Origin of the sequence: Clostridioides sp. ZZV14-6345, from assembly GCF_020657775.1 — a bacterium.
Taxonomy (GTDB): domain Bacteria; phylum Bacillota; class Clostridia; order Peptostreptococcales; family Peptostreptococcaceae; genus Clostridioides; species Clostridioides difficile_D.
This window is the reverse complement of record NZ_JAGWCX010000031.1, coordinates 14291-37459: the sequence shown is the minus strand read 5'-3', so window position 1 is coordinate 37459 and position 23169 is coordinate 14291. Positions and strand designations below refer to the sequence as shown.

The 23169-nt window shown below is 29.2% G+C and carries 26 protein-coding genes; all 26 read right to left on the bottom strand.

The features are described 5' to 3' along the window. Positions 1-10: 10 nt before the first annotated feature. Positions 11-1513: a F0F1 ATP synthase subunit alpha gene (gene atpA / locus KGF39_RS10175; RefSeq protein WP_227822219.1), complete on the bottom strand. Its 1503-nt coding sequence runs from the start codon at positions 1511-1513 to the stop codon at positions 11-13. A 16-nt stretch (positions 1514-1529) separates the two neighbouring features. Continuing rightward, a complete protein-coding gene (locus tag KGF39_RS10170; RefSeq protein ID WP_227822218.1) occupies positions 1530-2075 on the bottom strand; it encodes a F0F1 ATP synthase subunit delta in 546 nt (181 codons plus the stop codon). Next, positions 2072-2569 carry a F0F1 ATP synthase subunit B gene (atpF, locus tag KGF39_RS10165; protein ID WP_054275327.1) on the bottom strand — a complete coding sequence of 166 codons (498 nt, stop codon included), beginning with the start codon at positions 2567-2569 and terminating at the stop codon, positions 2072-2074. The genes KGF39_RS10170 and atpF overlap by 4 nt, the downstream gene beginning before the upstream one ends. Positions 2570-2691: 122 nt before the next feature. Further along, positions 2692-2952, bottom strand: a complete 261-nt coding sequence (atpE, locus tag KGF39_RS10160) for an ATP synthase F0 subunit C (RefSeq protein ID WP_021386434.1) — start codon at positions 2950-2952, stop codon at positions 2692-2694. A gap of 69 nt (positions 2953-3021) precedes the next feature. Beyond that, positions 3022-3726, bottom strand: a complete 705-nt coding sequence (locus KGF39_RS10155) for a F0F1 ATP synthase subunit A (RefSeq protein WP_054275328.1) — start codon at positions 3724-3726, stop codon at positions 3022-3024. A gap of 2 nt (positions 3727-3728) precedes the next feature. Beyond that, positions 3729-4043: an ATP synthase subunit I gene (locus KGF39_RS10150; protein WP_413927008.1), complete on the bottom strand. Its 315-nt coding sequence runs from the start codon at positions 4041-4043 to the stop codon at positions 3729-3731. 76 nt (positions 4044-4119) lie between these two features. Beyond that, entirely contained in the window at positions 4120-4347 is a 228-nt protein-coding gene (locus KGF39_RS10145; RefSeq protein WP_054275330.1) for an AtpZ/AtpI family protein, read from the bottom strand. A gap of 184 nt (positions 4348-4531) precedes the next feature. Further along, the gene (locus KGF39_RS10140; RefSeq protein WP_003421374.1) at positions 4532-4969 is read right to left on the bottom strand and encodes a deoxycytidylate deaminase; all 438 of its coding nucleotides are present in this window, start codon (positions 4967-4969) and stop codon (positions 4532-4534) included. Between the two features lie 225 nt (positions 4970-5194). Beyond that, the gene (yqeB, locus tag KGF39_RS10135; RefSeq protein WP_227822217.1) at positions 5195-6010 is read right to left on the bottom strand and encodes a selenium-dependent molybdenum cofactor biosynthesis protein YqeB; all 816 of its coding nucleotides are present in this window, start codon (positions 6008-6010) and stop codon (positions 5195-5197) included. Positions 6011-6318: 308 nt separating this feature from the next. Further along, positions 6319-6948, bottom strand: a complete 630-nt coding sequence (upp, locus tag KGF39_RS10130; RefSeq protein WP_003437840.1) for a uracil phosphoribosyltransferase — start codon at positions 6946-6948, stop codon at positions 6319-6321. A gap of 35 nt (positions 6949-6983) precedes the next feature. After that, positions 6984-7436, bottom strand: a complete 453-nt coding sequence (gene rpiB, locus KGF39_RS10125; RefSeq protein WP_227822216.1) for a ribose 5-phosphate isomerase B — start codon at positions 7434-7436, stop codon at positions 6984-6986. Between the two features lie 16 nt (positions 7437-7452). Beyond that, on the bottom strand, positions 7453-7902 hold the full coding sequence (locus tag KGF39_RS10120) for a low molecular weight protein arginine phosphatase (protein WP_227822215.1): 450 nt from the start codon (positions 7900-7902) through the stop codon (positions 7453-7455). Between the two features lie 16 nt (positions 7903-7918). Further along, a complete protein-coding gene (locus KGF39_RS10115) occupies positions 7919-8959 on the bottom strand; it encodes an L-threonylcarbamoyladenylate synthase (RefSeq protein ID WP_227822214.1) in 1041 nt (346 codons plus the stop codon). A gap of 28 nt (positions 8960-8987) precedes the next feature. Continuing rightward, positions 8988-9668 (bottom strand): ZIP family metal transporter, encoded by a 681-nt coding sequence (locus KGF39_RS10110; protein WP_227822213.1) that lies wholly within the window; start codon positions 9666-9668, stop codon positions 8988-8990. A gap of 128 nt (positions 9669-9796) precedes the next feature. Further along, on the bottom strand, positions 9797-10861 hold the full coding sequence (gene prfA, locus KGF39_RS10105) for a peptide chain release factor 1 (RefSeq protein WP_107596175.1): 1065 nt from the start codon (positions 10859-10861) through the stop codon (positions 9797-9799). A gap of 43 nt (positions 10862-10904) precedes the next feature. Continuing rightward, positions 10905-11756, bottom strand: a complete 852-nt coding sequence (prmC, locus tag KGF39_RS10100) for a peptide chain release factor N(5)-glutamine methyltransferase (RefSeq protein WP_227822212.1) — start codon at positions 11754-11756, stop codon at positions 10905-10907. A 17-nt stretch (positions 11757-11773) separates the two neighbouring features. Further along, positions 11774-12667: a DUF1385 domain-containing protein gene (locus tag KGF39_RS10095; protein WP_227822211.1), complete on the bottom strand. Its 894-nt coding sequence runs from the start codon at positions 12665-12667 to the stop codon at positions 11774-11776. A 144-nt stretch (positions 12668-12811) separates the two neighbouring features. After that, positions 12812-13012: a 50S ribosomal protein L31 gene (gene rpmE, locus KGF39_RS10090; RefSeq protein ID WP_003421397.1), complete on the bottom strand. Its 201-nt coding sequence runs from the start codon at positions 13010-13012 to the stop codon at positions 12812-12814. A 152-nt stretch (positions 13013-13164) separates the two neighbouring features. Next, the gene (gene rho, locus KGF39_RS10085) at positions 13165-14769 is read right to left on the bottom strand and encodes a transcription termination factor Rho (protein ID WP_227822210.1); all 1605 of its coding nucleotides are present in this window, start codon (positions 14767-14769) and stop codon (positions 13165-13167) included. 498 nt (positions 14770-15267) lie between these two features. Then, positions 15268-16233 (bottom strand): UTP--glucose-1-phosphate uridylyltransferase GalU, encoded by a 966-nt coding sequence (galU, locus tag KGF39_RS10080; protein WP_227822209.1) that lies wholly within the window; start codon positions 16231-16233, stop codon positions 15268-15270. Positions 16234-16346: 113 nt separating this feature from the next. Continuing rightward, on the bottom strand, positions 16347-18239 hold the full coding sequence (gene pepF, locus KGF39_RS10075; RefSeq protein ID WP_054275341.1) for an oligoendopeptidase F: 1893 nt from the start codon (positions 18237-18239) through the stop codon (positions 16347-16349). Positions 18240-18589: 350 nt separating this feature from the next. Beyond that, a complete protein-coding gene (gene spoIIE, locus KGF39_RS10070; RefSeq protein ID WP_227822208.1) occupies positions 18590-20962 on the bottom strand; it encodes a stage II sporulation protein E in 2373 nt (790 codons plus the stop codon). Positions 20963-21051: 89 nt separating this feature from the next. Continuing rightward, complete coding sequence (locus tag KGF39_RS10065) at positions 21052-21972, bottom strand: Ppx/GppA phosphatase family protein (protein WP_227822207.1); 921 nt, start codon at positions 21970-21972, stop codon at positions 21052-21054. A 111-nt stretch (positions 21973-22083) separates the two neighbouring features. After that, a complete protein-coding gene (locus KGF39_RS10060; protein ID WP_227822206.1) occupies positions 22084-22368 on the bottom strand; it encodes a septum formation initiator family protein in 285 nt (94 codons plus the stop codon). 5 nt (positions 22369-22373) lie between these two features. Beyond that, positions 22374-22907 carry a spore cortex biosynthesis protein YabQ gene (yabQ, locus tag KGF39_RS10055; RefSeq protein WP_054275345.1) on the bottom strand — a complete coding sequence of 178 codons (534 nt, stop codon included), beginning with the start codon at positions 22905-22907 and terminating at the stop codon, positions 22374-22376. Beyond that, positions 22908-23162 (bottom strand): YabP/YqfC family sporulation protein, encoded by a 255-nt coding sequence (locus KGF39_RS10050; protein WP_054275346.1) that lies wholly within the window; start codon positions 23160-23162, stop codon positions 22908-22910. Positions 23163-23169 lie beyond the last annotated feature (7 nt).

Genomic DNA, 23169 nt, shown 5'->3' with positions numbered 1-23169 from the left:
TTAAAAAGGATTATACTTCAACAACAAACTTTTCTTTAAATTCATTTATTGCATCTGTTAAATCATGAGTGAAGTCATCTCCACTTAATATTTTTCTTGATATTTCTGGATAATTATTATCTACAAATGCATACAATTCTGATTCAAATCTAGCTATATTATCTATTGGAATATCCTCTAGATGATTATTTATAACAGCGTATATTATCATAACTTGATTTTCAACTTTTATTGGTTGATGCTCACCTTGTTTTAATATCTCAACGATTCTTTCACCTTGAGCAAGTCTCTTTTTAGTATCTTCATCTAAGTCAGAACCAAATTGTGAGAATGCTGCAAGTTCTCTATATTGTGAATATGCAAGTTTTAATGTACCTGCAACTTTTTTCATTGCTTTAATTTGCGCAGAACCACCAACCCTTGATACTGATATACCAGGGTCAACTGCTGGTCTTACACCTGAATAGAATAACTCTGGTTGTAAGTATATTTGACCATCTGTTATAGATATAACATTAGTTGGTATATATGCAGAAACGTCACCAGCTTGAGTTTCTATTATAGGTAAGGCAGTCATTGAACCTCCACCCAATTCATCAGATAACTTAGCTGCTCTTTCAAGTAATCTTGAATGTAAATAGAATACATCTCCAGGGTATGCCTCACGTCCTGGTGGTCTTCTAAGTAATAATGACATTTCTCTATATGCAACAGCTTGTTTACTTAAATCATCATACACTATAAGTACATGTTTTCCATTGTACATAAATTCTTCACCCATAGCTGCTCCAGCATATGGTGCTATATATTGAAGTGGTGCTGATTCAGATGCTGTTGCTGAAACTACTATTGTATAGTCTAAAGCTCCACCTTTTTCTAAAGAACTAACTAATTGAGCTATAGTAGAACGTTTTTGACCAATTGCTACATATATACAGATAACATCTTTTCCTTTTTGATTTAATATAGTGTCAATAACTATAGATGTTTTACCAGTTTGTCTGTCACCTATTATTAACTCTCTTTGACCTCTACCAATTGGTATCATTGAATCTATTGATTTAATTCCTGTTTGTAATGGTTCATAAACAGACCTTCTATCTATTATACCAGGTGCCTCAGATTCAACTGGTCTAGTTTTTGTATATGTTATAGGTCCTTTTCCATCTATTGGTTGACCTAGAGAGTTTACAACTCTACCTATTAAAGCTTCTCCAACTGGAACTTCAACTATTCTTCCAGTTCTCTTAACTATATCGCCTTCTTTTATTGTACTGTCATCTCCAAGTATAACAGCTCCAACTACTTCTTCTTCTAAGTTAAGTGCCATACCATATATTTCACCAGGGAACTCTAGTAACTCACCAGACATAGCTTTTTCTAGTCCATATACACTCGCTATACCGTCCCCAACTGTTAAAACACTACCTGTATCTGTCAACTCAACTTTATTCTCATAATTTTTTATTTGCTGTTTAATTATAGAACTTATTTCTTCAGGTTTTAAGTTCATGGGTTCACCACCATTCTTAAGATATTACTTCAGATAGCTTTTCTTTCATCTTATCTAGACGAGTTTTTACAGTGCCATCTATCTGCTCATTTCCAATTCTAACTAGAACTCCCCCTAGTATAGTCTTGTCAACGACATTTTCTATAGTAACATTTTTGTTGTATTGATTTGAAAGTTTAACTTCAAGTTCTTTAATATCTGTTTCACTCATTGGAATAGCACTTATTGCTACACCATCAATTACATTATTTTTCTTATTTAATAATTCTTTATAGGCTAATTCTATATCTTCTAAATATGATACTCTATCTTTGTCTACTAAAACTTTTAAAAAGTTTTTCATATTAAGACTTACTTCTTTACTAAAAATAATTTCTACCAAGTTTTTCTTCTCTGATTTTGAAACTAATGGTGATTTTAAAACTTTGTAGAAATCTTTACTAACTTTAGTCATCATATCTACTACTTTTTCTAATTCTTTAAATAATACATCAGTTGAATTTTCTTCTTCTCCTAATTGAAATAGGGCTTCGGCATATCTGTTTGCTATTACATTTATCATTTAGCTTCCCCTACCTCTTTTATAAAGTTTTCTATCAATTCCTCATGTTTAGATTTATCTAAATCTTTTTCAATAACCTTAGATGCTGCAAGTAGTGCTATGTTAGATATATCATTCTTGATTTCATTTATAACCTTTTGTCTTTCTTGTTCTATATCTTTGTTTGCTTTATTTTTTATATCAAGAGCATCTTTCTTTGCAGTATTTACTATATCATCTGATTTCTGCTCTGCTCTTATAGTTGCTTGTTTTATGATTTCTTGACCTTCATCTTTAGCAAAATTGATTTTTGACTCATATTCTTTTTTCAAAGCTAAACCTTCATTTTTTGCTTTTTCGCCTTCTGCCAAATCATTTTTAATATCATTTTCTCTTGATTCAATTATATTTAATACTGGCTTGAATAAAAGCTTTCTCAGAAGTAAAAATATTATAAAAGTATTAACAATTTGGAACACAAATTCCCATGTTATACCTACTAGTGCTTTTTCCATAATTATCCTCCTTTCCATAAATCATAACTACTTATAATCACGAGATGATAAAGTTCATCTCATGATTATAAGTTTGAGATGATTTACCTATAAACCTATCTCAAAATATTTAAGGACTAAATCTACATTCCTAAGTATTTAAAGAATGGATTTACGAATAGAAGTATTATTGATACAACCAAACCATATATTGCTGAAGACTCTGCTATAGCAACACCTAGTAATAAAGTTGAAGTTATATCACCTTTAGCTTCTGGTTGGTTTCCTACTGCTTCTGCAGCTTTACCTGCTGCTACACCTTGACCTATACCTGCACCTATACCTGTTGCAACTGCTATTCCTGCTCCTATTGCTGATGCTGCCGCTACTATTGCTGTTTCCATAATTATTTCCTCCTTAAAACTTTAAATTTTTAAATTATTTTATTTTTTATCTTAATATAAGTTGATTTCTTAATCTAGTTCTCCTGCACTTGATATAAACACCATTGTTAACATTATAAATATATATGCCTGTAACAATCCTGCAAATAAGTCAAAATACAAGTGTAATGGAACTGGTATTAATATCTGTCCAATTGGTATTGATAACCCTGGTATTAAACTAGATATAAAACCTAAAAGTTGATAAAACAGACCCATTATAATTGTTCCCCCTAAAATATTTCCAAATGGACGGAAACTTAATGATATTGGTCTAGCTAGCTCACCTATAATATTAATTGGCAACATTATGGCAAGTGGTTGAGCCAATTCTTTAAAGTATGATAACCCTTTAAATTTAACTCCTGCAAAATAAATCATAAAAAATGTAATCATTGCCCATGCAGCAGTTGTATCTAGGTCAGTTGTTGGTGATCTTAATCCAAGTAATGGGCTTAAATTTGAGCATGCGAAAAATAAAAACAAACTTCCTATGTATGGTATCATATATGGCATTCTTTTTATTGTATTCTTGCCCATAACATTTGTAACCATTTTAGCAAGACCACCTATTGCAAATTCTAAAAATATTTGGACTTTACTAGTTGGAACTTTTTTTAAGTTTCTAGTTAAAAAATAAGATGCTATCGCTAAAAAGGCCATTATTCCCCAACTTACTAGTATTGTTTCACTAATCTTAAAGTTTCCTATGAGATAATAATGCGCTTGATTCATACTTATGCCTCCTTCCTCTTTAATTTATTTATAAAGTTTTTTGATAATATGACAAACTTTGTACTCAATAATCCCAATGCTGTTCCGATTATATTTAAATGTGGTACCTTAGCTGAAGCAATTAGAACAACTGCCATTATAAATAACCTAATGGTATACTGTGCTGACGCATAAGCTTGTGCCTTTCCAGCAGGAAATGTCACTGATTTTTCCAGTGATATCGCCAATAACCTAAAATTTAACATAGCTATTATAGAGCCAAATATAAGTCCTAATAATACTGGTTTACTTAATGTTGATGTTATCAACATTAGCACAATTAAAACTACATCAAATATTACTATACCCTTTGTTACTGACCTTACCTGGTTAAGTAATTTTATATCCAATATATCACTTCCTTCGTGTATATACTATTAGAGTTTTATAAACACCACTAAAAGCACCTCCAACACCTAGCAATAAAAATATTATTGTCAGAACTGGAGTAGTATTTAATTTACTATCTAAAAATTTTCCTAAGAAAGTACATCCTAATATTGATATCACAATCATCAATCCTATTTGACTTATTAAACTAAACAACTTTGCAATTTCCATATGTGTATTTTTTTTACTCATAAATAGTATCCCTCATTATTACAAAATAAATAACATGTAATTAATCTATCTCATAAATTTATTTAATTATAAAATATATCTTACTACTAATTTGATGATTTTTCAAATACTTTCTTTTAACCATTTTATTTCAGTGTATTTCAGTGTCATAATTTGACATTTATTGTCACGCTAATTTTATCTACTAAAATTTTATGAGTTCTATCCCTGCTTCTTTTAATAATTCTGTAGACATATCATCTGGATAATCACCTTCATAAACAATTTTTAATATCCCTGCATTTATGCACATTTTTGCACACAAAACACAAGGTCTTGTAGTAACATACAAAGTTGCCCCATCCACACTAATACCATTATGAGCAGCTTGTATTATGGCATTTTGTTCAGCATGTAATGCTCTACACAATTCATGTCTTTCTCCTGAGGGAATATTTAATTCCTGCCTTTTACATCCAATATTTTCACAGTGTTCAAGATTTCTTGGGGAGCCATTATATCCAGTTGTTAATATTTGTTTGTCTCTTACAATGACAGCTCCTACTTGTCTTCTAATACAAGTTGAACGCTTTTTCACTACCTCTGCAATTTCCATGAAGTATTCATCCCATGATGGTCTCATAATTTACTTTTCTCCTCTTTGCTTATGTACTAGTCTTATATATTTATTAGATTTCAACCTAAATAAATACTTATTTTTATATTATATACACATGTTAATTGAATGTCCAATAAAAAAAGAGCATTTTTACCATTTAAATTTTAAATACCCGTTATATGCTCTCTTTAATCTATTAAATTTATTATATCATCTTAATAAAATATTAATAGCTTTATCTAATATAAATTAATTTTTTGGATAAATCCTACTGTTTAATATTGCTTCTAAAACCCCTCCAGCTATGCATCTAGCTTTATCTGATATTGTAAAAGCATTCTTAACTTCTTCTTTTCTAGGGTCTATGTCTAGTATTTTTAAATTTTTATTTACCTTTGCTCCATCTTTTAGTAATCCTCTAAGAACTCCAGATATTGTCGCTCTAACTTCATGTTTTTTTTCATAATCATTAATATAACAAAGTAAGTCTCCCTTTTCAACTACATCACCTATCTTACATACATTTTCTATTATTCCATTGTACTGTGAATGCATTACCCTCTCTTTTGAAAAACCTTTTATTGCTCCTGGTACTCCTGTATTTTCTTCTGCTCTTCCATTAGTTATTATTCTTCCTAGATTATGACCTCTCATTGTCTCTATAACAATATCTACATCTTCTCCTGCACAAAACCCAGGACCTAAGGCTATTGTAAGTGGTGCCATATCTTTAGTAGTACCTAAGTTTTTCTTAGCTAATATCCCATCAACCAAAACAATTGGATTTAGCTCAGATAATTTTTCTCCTTTGGGGTCTATAATCAATGCTACCTTACCTTGAGATAATGTTTCTTCTATTTCTTTTTCAGTATAGCAAAGTATACACTCTACGCCTTCAATGGTTACTTTTTTTTCATAAACAGCCTCACAAAAAGAAATTTGTCTTCTTATAGCTAATGGCTCTTCTATTTCTAAAGCAACTACTTTAAAACCACTGTTGTGTAATTTATGAATAACTGCTGTTGCTAAATCTCCAGCTCCTCTTACCACTATACAATTTTTCATGTATTACCACTCCCAATAATATTATTAATATTTCATTCTTAATTCAATTAATACATTTAACACATTTAATACATATCAATTTAATCGTAAGCAACTAACATGCCACATTAAAAAGAACTAATATTTTGTAGAATTCTATAAAATAGCTATTCTTTTTGAATTGGTAAAAACTTTTTATTCTCAATTCGAGAAATTTATCAATTCAAGAATTCCTATTTTGAGAAAAATACATAAAAAGGAACCTTCTTACATAAAATTATATACACTACATAAGAAAGTCCCTAATAAATATTTATGGTTATTTATTTTTATTTAGTTCCAAATAATCTATCTCCAGCATCACCAAGACCAGGAATTATATATCCATGTTCATTTAATCTTTCATCAACTGATGCAACATATATATCAACATCATCATGATATTTTTGTACTTCTGCTATACCTTCTGGTGCAGCTACTAAATTAGCTAATTTTATACTTTTAGCTCCTTTAGATTTAAGTAAATCTATAGCTGCTACAGCAGACCCTCCTGTTGCAAGCATAGGGTCAACTACTATTATATCTCTTTCTCCAATGTCTTGAGGAAGCTTACAATAATATTCAACTGGTTTTAATGTTTCTGGGTCTCTATATAGTCCTACATGTCCAACTTTTGCTGCTGGCATTAAGCTTACTAATCCATCTACCATTCCAAGACCTGCTCTTAAAATTGGAATTATTGCTAACTTTTTACCTGCAACTACTTTAGATGATGTTTTTTGAATAGGAGTTTCTATTTCTACATCTTTTAATGGTATATCTTTTGTTATTTCATATCCCATTAACATTGCAATTTCAGTTAAAAGTTCTCTAAAGTCTTTAGAACCAGTATTTTTATCTCTCATTAAAGTTAATTTATGTTGTATTAATGGATGGTTTGTCTCTACCACTTTACTCATTTTGATAATTCCTCCTGATAAAACTGTAATTTTTATTATTTATTGTGTTTTTCTTCTATTGATTTAATCATATTTACTCTTCTAGCATGTCTATCACCTTCAAAATCTGTATTAATCCATGCTTCAACTATTTCAAGTGCTAGACCTTTTCCTAAAACTCTTTCACCTAATGATAACATGTTTGCATCATTATGTGCTTTTGACATTTTTGCAGAAAATACATCTGATACAACTGCACATCTTATCCCAGGAACCTTATTAGCAGCTAGAGATATTCCTATTCCTGTACCACAACATAATATTCCATAATCTACTTCTTTATTTATAACTGCATTTGCAACTACTTCTCCATAAACAGGATAATCAACAGAATCTGTCGCATTATTAGTTCCATAATCTACACATTTTATACCTTTACCTTCTAAATAGTTTATTATTTCCTGTTTTAAATTATATCCTCCATGGTCACAACCTAATCCTATCTTCATTTGTTTATCCTCCGTTTTATATTTTTTTTACTATTTCGTTGACAGAATATATTATTTCTCTCATAGTATTTCTATAAGTATCTAAATTTCCTCCAAATGGGTCAGAAATATCTGACTCATTTTTATTTACAAACCCTTTAAAAGTATACACTTTTTCTCTGCATTTTGGAACTGCTTGTACTAAAATTTCTTTATGTGATTTAGTCATTGTTAGTATTATATCTGATTTATCGATTAATTCTTTGGTAATTACTTTACTTCTATGATTTGATAAGTCTATACCAATTTCTTTTAATGCGTCTATAGAATTTTTAGAAGCAGCCATTCCATCTACTGTAGATATACCTGCTGATGATATAGAATATTCTTCAATATTTTTTCCAGATTCTTTAATTGCTTTCTTTAATATAGCCTCAGCCATAGGACTTCTACAAGTATTCCCTGTACATACAATAAGTATATTCATATTTTACAACTCCCTTTTATGCCTTTATTACTCTGTATCCTGCTGCCTTCAGTAGTCTATTCATAATTGCTTGTCCAACACCAGTCTTAGGGAACTCCTCTGAGTATATGACATCAATACCCTTTTTATCCATTTCTATAAGGGCATCAAACAGATTACTTGCAACTTCCTCAAGAGAGCTTCCTAAATCTATTACTTCTCCATCATAAAACTCTCTGTTTCTACTAATACACATTACACCTGTCTTTAGACCTTTTTCTTTATTAGATTTTATCATATCATTAATCTTTGTTGCTACATTTTCTCTTTTTCCAGATATAATATATACATCTGCATTTGGAGAATAGTGTTTATATTTCATTCCAGGAGCTTTAGCTTTTTGATTATCTTCTTTTTTACTTAATGATGGGTCAAGCTTTACTTCTCCAAGAAGTTCCTCTAAAACTTCCTTGGTTATACTTCCTGGTCTCAGTATCATAGGAGTTTCTTCTGTTAGGTCTAATACAGTTGACTCCAAGCCAAAATTACAATCTCCTCCTAAAACTATTCCATCTACTCTTCCATTCATTTCTTCATATACGTGTTTTGCTTTTGTTGGAGATGGTCGACCTGATATATTTGCAGAAGGAGCTGCAATAGGTATACCAGATTCTTTTATTATTTCCCTGGCAATAACATTAGAAGGCATCCTTATTGCAACTGTATCAAGCCCACCACTAGTTCTATATGGAATTATATATTTCTTATTTAATATGATTGTTATAGGTCCTGGCCAAAGCTTTTCTATAACAAGCTTAGCTTTATCACTTATATCTTTGGCTAAATTATAGACCTCTTCTTTTTCATATATATGGACTATTAATGGATTATCACTTGGTCTCCCTTTAGCTTCATAAATCTTCTTTACTGCATTTTCATCTAACGCATTTGCACCTAGACCATACACTGTCTCAGTTGGAAAAATAACTGTTTTGCCCTCTCTAAGAAGTTTTGCTTGTATTTTTATTTCCTCATAATCAATATTATTTATATCAATATTACTTATAATAGTTTTCATCTTTTGTATGCCTGCTTTCATTTTAATTTTATATATAGTTTACAATCATTGTACCTAACAAAAAACCAATTATACAATACACACTTTTAGAATGTGGAAAAATTTCTTCCAATACAACATACATCATAGTACCTCCTGCTGTAGCAAGAAATACTCCTATAAGAGAAGTAAATACTCCTCCAAAATAAACACCTAAAAAACTTCCTAAGCCCATAGGCAATCCAGCTATTACAGTAAATAAAATAACTTTACTTAGTTTCATTTTATTACAAACTAAGCCCAATGCCATAGCCAATCCTTCTGGTATGTTATGTAGACCTATAACTATAGCAAGAGTAATACCCAAACTTTCAGTTGACATAAAAGAAGAACCAATGGCTAGTCCTTCTGGTAAATTATGTAGTAATATACTTATGAATATAAGATACCCAGATGCCATACTTCCAGATGCATCTAATTTTGTTTTTATGTACATAGTTATAAGAGCTCCAACAAATGTAAATATAACTGTGTTGATTATCCCCATTTTGTCCATTGATTCTTTCATCAAATCAAACACCACTACAGCCAACATTATTCCGCCAGATAATCCCATAAAGAAATTTAGATATTTATCAACTTCTCTTTTAAAAATAGCTGATATTACTCCTCCTAATCCTGTCCCTATAACACCTGCCAAAAGACCAATCATTGTTACTTTTAGTATCATATAACCCTCCTATACTTGTATATAACAATTATATACAGTAGAATATGATAACATGACCTAAAATGCAAAATAGCTGTTTCAAAATAGAAAATAATTTCTAGAAAGAAACAGCTTCTTTAAAACATTACTTATATTGCAGTCATTTTTTCTGTTTGGTCAACAGTAATTAAAGCATCTATCATTTCATCTATATCTCCATCTAAGAATGCATCTAGCTTATATAAAGTTAAATTTATTCTATGGTCACTTATTCTACCTTGAGGGAAATTATATGTTCTTATTCTTTCCGATCTGTCTCCTGTTCCAACTTGGCTTTTTCTTTCTGCTGCTATATCTTTGTGTTGTTCTGCCAATGCTTTATCGTAAAGTCTAGCTTTTAATATTTTTAAAGCTTGCTCTTTATTTTTTAATTGTGATTTTCCATCTTGACAAGATACTACCTCACCTGTAGGTATATGTGTTACCCTAACCGCAGAGTCAGTAGTGTTGACACTTTGCCCTCCATTACCTGAAGAACGGAAAACGTCTATTCTTAAATCATTTGGATTTATTTCAACTTCTACATCTTCAACTTCTGGTAATACTGCAACAGTAGAAGTTGATGTGTGTATTCTTCCACCAGATTCAGTTGATGGTATTCTTTGAACTCTATGAACTCCAGATTCATACTTTAATCTTGAGTAAGCACCTTTACCTTTTATCATAAAAGATACTTCTTTATATCCACCAACTCCAGTATCACTTGCACTTAATAATTCTATTTTCCATCTTCTTCTTTCAGCATATCTTGAATACATTCTAAATAAATCACCCGCAAACAGAGCTGCTTCATCTCCTCCAGCTCCACCTCTAATTTCAACTATAACGTTCTTGTCATCATTAGGGTCTTTAGGTAATAATAGTATTTTTATTTCGTCCTCTAGAGGTGCTACTTTTTCTTCCATCTCAGCTAACTCCATCTTAGCTAATTCTCTTAATTCCTCATCTGACTCTTCTTGTAAAATTTCTTTTGATTCTTTTATACTATCTAAAACACTTTTATACTCTCTGTATTTCATAACAATAGGCTCTAAGTCAGCATGCTCTTTTATATACTTTTGCCAAACTTTTTGATCATTTATTACATCAGGATCACCTATTTTTTCACTTAAGTCTTTATATGTATCTTCCAATACTTCTAATTTTTTTAACATACTTTCACCTCGATTAAATGTAACATATCAATTGTTGATTATATCATATATTGTAACCTATAACAACTCTATCAATGCCTTGAATATCCTTCTTTGTATATATTTTTTTATATCCATTACTTTTCATAATATTAATTACATCTTCAGCTTGATTATGACCAACTTCATATGCTAATATTCCACACCTATTTAAATATTTCTTCCCTTGTTCTGTTATTTTTCTATAAAAATCCAATCCATCTTCTCCACCTTCAAGAGCATTATATGGCTCATAATCTTTAACTTGTGTGTGCAGCGTTTCTATATCTTGTTTTTTAATATATGGAGGATTTGAAACTATTATATCAAATTTTATATTACTATCACTTATTGCTGTAAATAAATCGGAATTGATATACTTTATTTTTTCACCAACTTCATTTATAATAGCATTTTTTTTAGCTATTTCTAAGGCTATTTCTGATATATCAAAAGACATGATTTTAGAATTTTCAATGTACTTCGCCAAACTTACTGTAATAGCACCAGAACCAGTACCTATGTCTAGTATACTTACTTCTTTTCTTCCTTTACATATTTCAATTATTTCTTCTACTAAATTTTCTGTATCGGGTCTTGGAATCAATACACCTTCCTTAACAAAAAAGTCTAATCCCATAAACTCTCTATTTTCAACTATATATGCTATTGGTCTTCCATTTAATCTTTCCTTTGCAAAACCTATAAATTTTATTTCTTGTTCTTCAGTTAGCTCTTTATCCAGATTTAAGTGAATATATAGCCTGTCAACATCTCCTAATGCTTTTTGTAACAATAACTCTGTATCTAATCTTGGAGTGTCACTTATATCTTTAAATGTATCTGAATATTTAATAATTATATCTTTTATTGTCATAATAAATATCCTTTTCTTTAATCTACTACTGCCTTTAATGCTTCTAAGGCAACCTCTAATTGCTCATCATCAGGTTCTTTTGTTGTAAAATATTGCAACATCATTCCTGGATATGCAATAACTTTAGTAAATCCATTATCATATCTTCCAAGAATTCTAATTACTTCATAAGATAAACCTGCTACTATAGGCACACATATAATTCTCATAAATATTCTAAGGATTGGATTTGGCCAGCCGAAAAATGCAAACAATATTATTGATACAGCCATAACTATAAATAAAAAATTTGTACCACATCTAGGATGTAGCCTTTTAAATTTTCTAGCATTCTCTACTGTAAGTTCTAAATCATTTTCATAACAATATATAGATTTATGTTCTGCTCCATGATATTGAAATACTCTTTCTATATCCTTACTTCGTGAAATCAGTACTATATATGCAAATAATATAGCAATTCTTATGATTCCTTCTATTAAATTAAGCATAAAGTCATTAGGCATTACCTTAGAAAAAGCTCCTCCTACCAATGTAGGTATAAAAATAAATAATCCAGCAGAAAGTAGCATTGCTATGACTAATGAAAATATTATAATTATATCATTTGCCTTATCTTTAAAAATTTTCTTTATGAATAAATCAAATTTATCCTCTTCAGCCTCTTCCATAAAAAACTCTGAAGAAAAGTTTAAGCTTTTTATACCTTGAATCATTGTATCTATCATAACAAAAGAACCCCTAACAAAAGGTATCTTATCTATATTCTTATCTCTTACCCAACTTTTTATTCTATCTTCTTTTAATGCTATTTCTCCATCACTTTTTCTAACAGCTACTGCTCTTTTGTCTTTTGACTGCATCATTACACCTTCAATAACAGCTTGCCCACCTACAGCTTGTTTTGCCATCCACTCACCTCATTTTATTGTATTTAAAATACTCAATTTTACATATTTATTATTATAATACAAAAAGACAGTTTAAAGTAGAATATGAATGTTTTTTTGTAATAAAATAGGAGTTGGCTTCCTCCAACTCCACTTTTATAAAAATTAGTCCATTTTGAATCTTTTCTTGAATTTGTCGATTCTTCCACCTTTTTCTATGTTCTTTTGTTTTCCTGTATAGAATGGATGGCATTCTGAACATATTTCAACTTTTATTTCGTCCTTAGTTGAACCAGCAACAAATGTGTTCCCACAAGCACAACGCACTTCAACTGGATTGTATTTTGGTTGTATTTCCTTTTGCATTATAGTCACCTCTTCTCTTTATTTAAAAAAATTAATTATATTAACTTTCTTTTTACATTATCAACTACATTATTATAGCATAACTTATTATGCCATTCAAGTGATTTTTCTATTACTTTATATAATCTATATTTACATTTATATTACTGATTTTACAAATTCTTTATTGATTTTACAAACTCTTTATTGTCCTTAGTTCTTTTTATAAGCTCAATGACTTTGTCTGTAATTTCCATTACTGAATTATTACTCATTTCTCTTCTTAATCTCCAAAGAGCTGTCTTTTCTTCGTCATCAAGCAATAGGTCATCTCTTCTTGTACCAGACTTATAAATATCAATTGCAGGGAATATTCTTTTTTCAGCTAATTTTCTATCTAGGTGTAATTCCATATTTCCTGTACCTTTAAACTCCTCAAATATTACATCATCCATCCTAGAACCAGTTTCAACTAGTGCTGTTCCTAGTATTGTTAAAGAGCCACCTTGTCTAATGTTTCTAGCTGCCCCAAAGAACTTTTTAGGTCCATGAAGTGCACCAGGGTCAATACCTCCAGATAAAGTTCTACCTGTAGGAGATATTGTAAGGTTATACGCCCTTGCTAGTCTAGTTATACTATCTAGTAAGATTACTACATCTTTACCATGTTCAACTAATCTTTGAGCTCTATTTAGCACCATCTCTGCAACTTTGACATGATGACTTGATACTTGGTCAAAAGTAGAATATATAACATCTCCTTCAATCGATTCTTTCATATCAGTAACTTCCTCTGGTCTTTCATCTATAAGGAGTACTATAAGTTCAACATTTGGATGATTTTTGGCTATGCTATTTGCAACACTTTTTAAAAGAATTGTTTTCCCAGCTTTTGGAGGTGCTACTATCAATCCCCTTTGTCCTTTTCCTATAGGAGAAATTAAATCTATAATTCTTGTAGCTATTTCATTTCTATTAGTTTCCAATGTAAGTCGTTCTTCTGGAAATATTGGTGTCAGTGTCTCAAAAGCATTTCTTTGTATAGCTGTGTCAGGATTTTCGTCATTTATTTTTTGAACATATAAAAGTGCTCTAAATTTCTCTCCACTTTTTGGATGTCTAGTTATCCCCTTAATCTTATCTCCTGTCTTCATATTAAATCTTCTTATTTGAGATGGTGAAACGTAAACATCACCTTCAGTAGATAAATAATTTGAACCTCTTAAAAAACCAAATCCATCTGGCAAAATTTCAAGCACACCTACTACTTCATCTTCTTTTGATGTATTGAATTCATCTACTATCTTAGACTCATCAACTTGTTTAGGCATATAATAATTTTTATTATTATTTCTGACCATTCTATTAGATATATTTGATGCCTTATTACAATCATTCACATTTGTTGTCTTACTATAATCACTTCTTTGGCTTCTGTTTTCTTGGTTTTGGGAAATATTTTGAGTATCTATTTCTTTCTTGTTGTATGATTTGGTAGGGCTCTTATATTCAACTTCTTTTTCTATACTTTCACGCTCTATATTTTCTTTTCTATCTTTTATGTCTTCTTTAATATCTTCATTTTTTTCTTTACTATCTTCACTTATTTTTTCCTCATTTTTACTTTTAGAATTTATAATCTCAATTAACTCATTTTTCTTATATGTAGTAATTGATTTTATTTTTAATTCTTTAGCTATCTCTCGTAGCTCAACTAAGGTCTTACTACCTAATCCTTCTAATACTTTATCATCTAAAATCAAAAAAATCCTCCTCATCTATATATTCATTTATATACATACTTATTTTGAAAATTGAAGGCATGAAAAAGAAAAGTTTTATTTAAACAGTTAAGTCTAATAATATCACTATTTATACATTATGGTCAATAAATAAAATTTAAAACATTATTAACTATTATATTACTGTATCTCAAGTCCAATCTTAGCACGTTTTTATAAATTTATTACTATATTATATTTTATAATAATATTTTCCATCAAAATATTCAACTATTATAAAAATTTTTTTTACATTTATAAATTCTAAAAACCATATATAACTAAAATGTTGTAAGTTTTTAAATACATTAAGTTATATATGGTTTTTATATTTATGTATATCAACTTCAGTTATTTATCCATATTACATAGTTGCAATCATACTCAAAACAGCTGTTATGCTAGTTAATACAAGAATTCCCACGATTCCAACAGCTATTATTCTATTAATTTTTTTCTGACTTGATTTTGCCACCATACATCACCTTTCATTAATTATTTTTGAATTTCAAGTTCTCTAACTTCATTGACTTCATCTAAATTCATTTTTTCACCTATATTATTGTATAACACATCGTTATCTTTATCAAATTCATTACAAACATGTTTTAAATACTTTATAAAATCTTCCTTAAGGTCTTCCTTCTTTAGAGCGAAATCAACAGTAGCTTCTAAAAATCCTAGCTTATTACCAACATCATATCTCTTACCTTCAAAATTATACGCATACATAGCTTCTTTCTTAGATAATATTTTTAAAGCATCTGTCAGTTGCACCTCTCCACCTTTACCTGGTGGTAAATCCTTAAGAATGTCAAAGATTTCAGGGGTTATTATATATCTACCTAAAATAGCAATATTTGAAGGAGCTTTTCCTGATTCTGGCTTTTCTACCATATCTTTGACCTTATAAACTCTACCTTCTATATTTTTTGCTTCTATTATACCATATTTATTAGTATCTTCTTGATTCACTTTTTGAACACCTAATATTGTAGTTCTATACTCTTCATATGCATCTGTTAGTTGCTTTAGACAAGGTACATCATTGTCTACAATATCATCACCTAACATTACTGCAAAAGGCTCATCACCTATAAAATGCCTAGCACAATAAATTGCATCTCCCAACCCCTTTGGCTCTTTCTGTCTTATATAATGTATGTTAATCATGTTAGATATATTTTGTACTATCTCTAATAGTTCTTTCTTACCTTTTTTCTCTAAATCAAGTTCCAATTCTACGGATTTATCAAAGTGGTCTTCAATAGACTTTTTATTTCTACCTGTTATTATTAGTATTTCCTCTATTCCTGAGGCCACAGCTTCTTCTATTATGTATTGTAGAGTTGGTTTATCAACTATTGGTAACATTTCTTTTGGTTGTGCCTTTGTAGCTGGCAAAAATCTAGTTCCTAAACCTGCTGCTGGTATTACAGCTTTTTTAACTTTAACTTGCATAGAATCATCTCCCACTAATTAATAAATAAAAAGCCCTATCTTGATAGGACTTTAAACTTTTAGTATATTTTATCATTAATTCGATATATTTACCATGTGGATTATAATAATCTTTATAATAACTTTTCAAGTTCTGCTACTAAGCTGTCAAATTTTTTGATTGTATTTTCTATAGGTTTTGTATTAGTTAAATTTATACCACTTGATTTTAACAAATTTATTGGATAATCTGAACTTCCTTTTTTAAGAAAACTTATATAGTTATCTGAACCATTTTTTAATATGTCTTGGGCAAAACTTACTCCTGCACTACAACCTGTAGCATATTTATAGACATAGAAACTATTATAAAAATGTGGGATTCTCGCCCATCCGACCTTAGATAATTGGTCTAATTCATAGCTTTGTCCATAATATTTTTTAAGAAGTTGTCCCCAAACATCATTTAATACTAATGCATTTACACTTTTTCCTTTTTCTACTAACTCATGTATAGTTTTTTCAAATTCAGCATACATAGTTTGTGTATAAAGAGTGTCTTTTATCAAGTCTAAATATTGTGTTATATAATAAGCTTTTTCATCGTTACCTTTAGCCTCTCTTATAAGCATCTCATAAAGTAATGCTTCATTAGTTGTGGATGCAACCTCGTGAGTAAATATAGACGGATTTGAATTCAAATAATTCTGATTCTTAGAGCTTAGGTATTCGTATACAGCATGACCAAGTTCATGCGATAAAGTTGAAACTGAACCTAATGAATTATTATAATTTAAAAGTATATATGGATGATTTTCATAAACAGATAGGCAGTATCCACCACTTACTTTATTTTCATGTGAATAAACATCTATCCATTTTTCATTGAAAGCTTTATATACTACATCATTGTATTCTTTTCCTAAAGGTGATAATGCTGAATATACTATACTTTGTGCCTTTTCATAGTTAATATTATTATCAGCAGCCTTAACTATAGGCACAAACATATCATATGAATGAACCTTGTCTAACTTTAAGACTTTTTTTCTTAAATCTATATATTTGTGTAGACTGTCCATATTGCTATTTACAGTCCTTATTAAGTTATTATATACTTTTTCATCTACATTATCAGATTCCAAATACATCTCTAAAGAAGACTCATAACCTCTCTCCTGAGAATAAAAAATATTTTTTTTAACTTGACCAGTAATCAAACCTGCAATTGTATTTATATTATCATTGTAAGTTATGAGTTCATCTTGATAAGCTTTTTTTCTATTTTCTCTATCTGGCGATTCTAATTCGCTCGCATATTGAGCTGGTGTCAAATTAGTTTTTCTATCCATATTTCTAAATAACTCATATACTTGACTTGGAAGATTGCTTATTGAAGATACTTTACTTAGAATATCCTCTGATTTATCGTCTAAGTAATGTACTTTATTTCTTCTTATATCTCTTAAATATGCACCATATTTTCTATTTATATTTTTATTTGAAACAATTTTCTTATAATCTTTGTTTGATAATTTTAGTATTTCTAATTCTAAGTCTGAACAAATCCCCATATAATTACCATAAGATTTACTTATGCTATCACTCATATCTAAGTATTTGTATGAATTTTTATTAGTATCTTGTTTTAGTTTTACATAGGCAGAAAGCTTATTTAGTCTTATATCAAGTTTTTCTTTAATATTTAAGGCAAAAGACAAATGTGTTGGTGATTTTGTTACCTTACCTATGTAATTTTTCAACTCTTTAGTATCTTTATCAAAACTCTTAAGTTCTTTTTTCCATTGGTCATCACTTTTAAACAAAGATTGCAAGTTCCAACATGTTTTTTCATAATCTATTTCTTGTTTTTTTTCAGCATCATCTTCAGTATCATTATTATTCATGACAGTCATTGCTCCATCATTATTCTTTTGATATCCTTGGTCAGCTTTTATACTTATTATTAACATGCAAAAAATAGAAATAAATAAAGGTATTATTGCTTTGCACAATTTTCTATTCATAAAAAGCCATCCTTTCAATAAATTTACTTAATAATAGGATGGCTTTTTTTAGATATATTATTCAATTATTCATACTATATAAATAAATATCGAATTAATAGTTATCCACATAATAATCAACATATTCACAGGCTTTATTTACATAGAAATTTAGTTATTTCAACATGAATCTCTTTTAATAATAGCTTTTGTTTTTTCTTTTTTTACATTTTATTAACATTTATACCATACTTATCAACAAATTTTGTTGATTTATATGTTTTTTTTGTTAATAACTATACTTTTTTCAAAAGTCTATTAACATATTATACACAAGTTATCCACATCTTATACACAGAATTTTGTAAACTTTATTTTGTACATATTTTCGTAACTAAAACAGTCATGTCATCTTCGATTTGTAACGCTTGTAACTCTAATGCTCTATCTAATATTAAATTTGAAATTTCCTTTGGATTTGTAGTCTCTATATTCTTTAAGAAGTATATTAACCAATTATCTCCTAAATTGTTATTTCTTCCTGCATCTACAATTCCATCAGAAACCATTATAACATAGTCTCCTTCCTTAACTTTTACATTTTTTCTATCAATTTTTACATCTGATAATATACCCACAGGCAATGATGATGATGATATTAAATCGACTTCTCCATCTTCTCTTTTTATATAGGTAGAACACGCTCCCATCTTTATAGTTTCTAAGCAACCTCGTTTTAAATCTAAAATTCCCAAATCTAGAGTTGAAAACATCTCTTCTGAAGACTTTAATAACAACATATTATTTATAGTATCAATAACTATTTCGTCTTTAATTTTTGCATCTATCATCTTTTCCAATATATCAATAGTGGCAGAAGATTCTTCATATGCTTTTTTACCTTTTCCCATACCATCACTTATAGCCATCATATATTTACCATCATTTATCTCCATGTATGTGTAATTATCTCCACAAAGAATATGTCCATCCCTTGACATTGCTGAAACTTCTGTAACAGCCTTATATTTTTGGGATTTAACGAATGTTGCTTTACATTTACCTCCTAAACAATGACACCCTATTTTTCTAACAGACATACTCTCACCTACTAAGTCTGAAATTATGTTTACAATTTTATCTTCACACATACATCCATCATGGCAAGTTTTCTTTTCTATTGATATTTCAAATTCACTGTTACTCTTTGTTACATAACTTACTTTATCAACTGTTATGTCATATCTTTCTAATTGCTCATATATATTTTTTTCTTTTTCTATATCCAACATTATATCGCCCTCTAAATCCTGAGATAACGATTTAATTGATTTTGAAATACTTCTTATCTGATTTGCTATTAACTTTCTACTTTCTGAAAACTTCACACTCCAATCATAATCTAATACAAACATTTTGTAATAGTGATTTGATATTTTCACTATTGACTCTGGTTTCATACATTCCTTTCTAAAATTTTTAGGTATATCGTTTAGACTTAACTCTCCTTTCTCCTCAATTTTTTCAAGAATGTTATATATCATAGTGTATGTATGATTAAATCTTGATTCCCAGCACATTCTTCTCATACTACAACTTTTACATTCATCATTATGAATCATATCTATTACATTAGCTATATCCCTTTGGTCTAGCACCTTATCTTTTTCTCTTATCTTATCAAATGTATCTGCAAGGTCGTCATAAGTTTTATAAATACTGTTCAATCGACTATTAGTTAAGTTCTTGCTTCTCATAATATAATCGTATACGATTTCATTTGAAGCTACATTACTTTTTATTAATTTTTCAATCTTATTAAATAACCTCTCTGGCAACACTATAACTATTAAACAACCCAATAATATATCTCTTAATTGCATCATATTAGAAGCAATACCAGAAGTATATAGGTATATTATTGTCCAACTTAGAATATATCCTAGTATACAGAAATATTTATTTATTTTATTAAATGCACCACTTATTAATCCTGAAAAAGAATATATCCCCATATAAATAGCTGATGTCATATTATTTAAAATGGATGCTACTCCAATAATTACACCACTAGATGCTCCCATGGTAGCTCCACCTACTATTGAGGTCAGTAATATCAATACGGTCGATAAAATGGTCCTTATCGATATTCCAAACAAGGATATATCTCCTATCCCCATTATGCTAAAGGTTAGCAGTAAGCTTATTGATATAGCTTCTTCTGTCCGTACAGACATCCTATTGTTGACATTGGCCATTAAACCTATTCCATAAGAAAACACATATATAGATATAAACATTATTATTGCTTCTACTCCTGCTATAAGAAGACCATACACATACCTATTTGAAAAGAAAGCCTGTCCCATGGAGATTGGAAGTAGTATTATTGCACCTATAAATGCAACCTTAGCAATTGAATCTGATAATTTTAATTTTTTATTCATAGCCATAAATATTGTAAGACACACAGCATATTTTGCTACATTTCCAAAATCATTAGATGATAACAATATTCCTAATAATGTTGATATGAATACAGGTATCTTGTACTTATCAATCTTTGATGCACATATAAAAAAGGCAATTCCTAAGGGAGCTACAGAGTCTACTATAATAGACCTACTAAGTAAAAATCCCATTACAGCGAATGCCGCCGTAGTAAAATCAATATATCCGCTTATTAATTTTATGACATTTGGTTTTACAGTCTTATTCTTCACAACTGCTACACTTCTTTGCATAAAAAAACCTCCTCTTTTGTTTATATTAAGAATTGTAACAAAGAGGAGTAATTTTTTTTGTCATAATCGGTTTTAAAAATCAAAAAATATTAATACATTTTTTTTGACTTTTGACATATTAAGCCTTCCAAATTATCGTATTCACTTACGGTTATTTCTTCTATTTCTAATTTTTCCATTATTATATTCAATATTTTTACACCAGCAGTTATAATATCCGCACGTTTTTCTTGTAGCCCTTTTAAGTTCTTTTTATCACTTAATGTCATCTTTATTAATTTTTGTAGAATTTCTTCTATTTCTTTTTTGTGTATTTTACTGTTATGTATTTTTTCCATAGAGTAAATTTCTAATTCTTGATTCATTGCTGATAATGATGTAATCGTGCCACCTATACCTATAAGAGTTTTTAATCCTCTTTCTTTTATATAATTTAAAGTTTCATCAATCTCATTATATATAAATGAACTCATAGCCTTAAACCCTTCATCTTCAATAATATCATGTTTCAAAAATCTCTCTGTCATTCTAAGAGCTCCTACATTTTCACTTTTATTAAATTTAATTCCCTCTGAGTCACCTATAATAAATTCTGTTGAGCCTCCTCCAATATCTATAACAATAATAGTATCATCACCTTGTATTCCTTCTAAGACCCCCTTAAATCCCAAATTTGATTCTTCTATTCCTGTAACTATATCAATATCTATTCCAGTTTCTTCTTTTGCCAGTTTAACAAAATAATCTCCATTTTTACTATCTCTAAGAGCAGATGTCCCCATACAATAAATTTTTTCACACTTTTCATCATTACACTTATCAGAAAATTCTTTTAATGCTTTTATATTTCTTTGAATAGCATCTTCATTTATATATCCTTTACTATCTACACCATGACCAATTCTAGTTGTATTAACAAATTTTTTTCTATTTATAAGACTTCCTTCTTTATAATCTGCTATCAATAATCTCATTGAGTTTGTCCCAATATCTATAGCTCCTACTTTCATTATGAAATACCCTCCTCAATAAAACAAAAAGCCATCCTTAACTGAATGACTTTTTTATTAAATCTTAAATTTTAAAATCAATACATCTGTAAACTTATTAGCAAGTTTTAATCAACGATTTATATCTACATAAACTGTTTCATTAGGCTTTACCAGGTTTAATCTTTTTCTTGCTATGTCTTCTAAGTCTCCTTCATATGATTTTTCATCTTTCTTTAAGCTGTTTATTTGTATTTCAGTCTTTTTTAATTGTTTATTTAGACTTGCTATTTCTTTTTTATATTCCTTAGCTTTTGTGTACTCAAATACAAATCCTGTCATCATACTAAAAATTGATATTCCTAAAAATAAACTGATAACAACAATCTGTCCTGAAAATTTTTTTCTTAAGTTCATTTTTCCTACACCCTTTTTTTAGTTTTATTTTTTTTCTTCTTAGGTTTTGATTTTTTCTTGTTCTTTGATTTTTTACTTGATTTTCTTTTTATACTTTTTCTTGTTGCTATAAATATGTTTGGTATATAAAATATAATATCAAATAGTAGGTGTAGTGAATAGATTATAACGTAATACAAATTGTTTAAAAAACTGACTATGTAGTGTGTAACTTTTTTAAAAGAATTCCTCACAAAACGAATTATTTTATTGATAATTGATAAAACAATTTTACTTATGGTGTTGTAGTATAAAATAAAACCAATAAACAAAGCCACAAAATGGTAATATCTTAAATCAAAAAACTCTGTAAGGTTTATTGTCACGAATATTATAACTGTAGCTAGAAACCAAAACAATACATCAAATATTATCGCAAAATAATTGATGGATTTAAAATTTCCTCTTAACCCTCTATAAAAATCAAACAACACCCCTATGAGTATTCCACCATAAATAGTAGCATAAAAAATGCTTACATCTTGAGTGAAAGGTATCATCTATCTAAATACCTTTTTCAAGAAACTCTCTTGTGGCTTTTTAGGCTTTGCATATACGATAGAATTTATAGTTCCATCTATGCTAATTATATTTTCGTCTATACTTAGCTTGCTCATATCTAGGTTCTCGCCTTCAATTACCATCTCACCTACAGAAGTTTTAAGCTCTACTCTTTTGTCATTAAAAGAATATATGTGCTCAACTCCTGAAATAACCAGCTTTGATCTATCTTTCAAAGTTATGTTCTGTTCCATAATATCC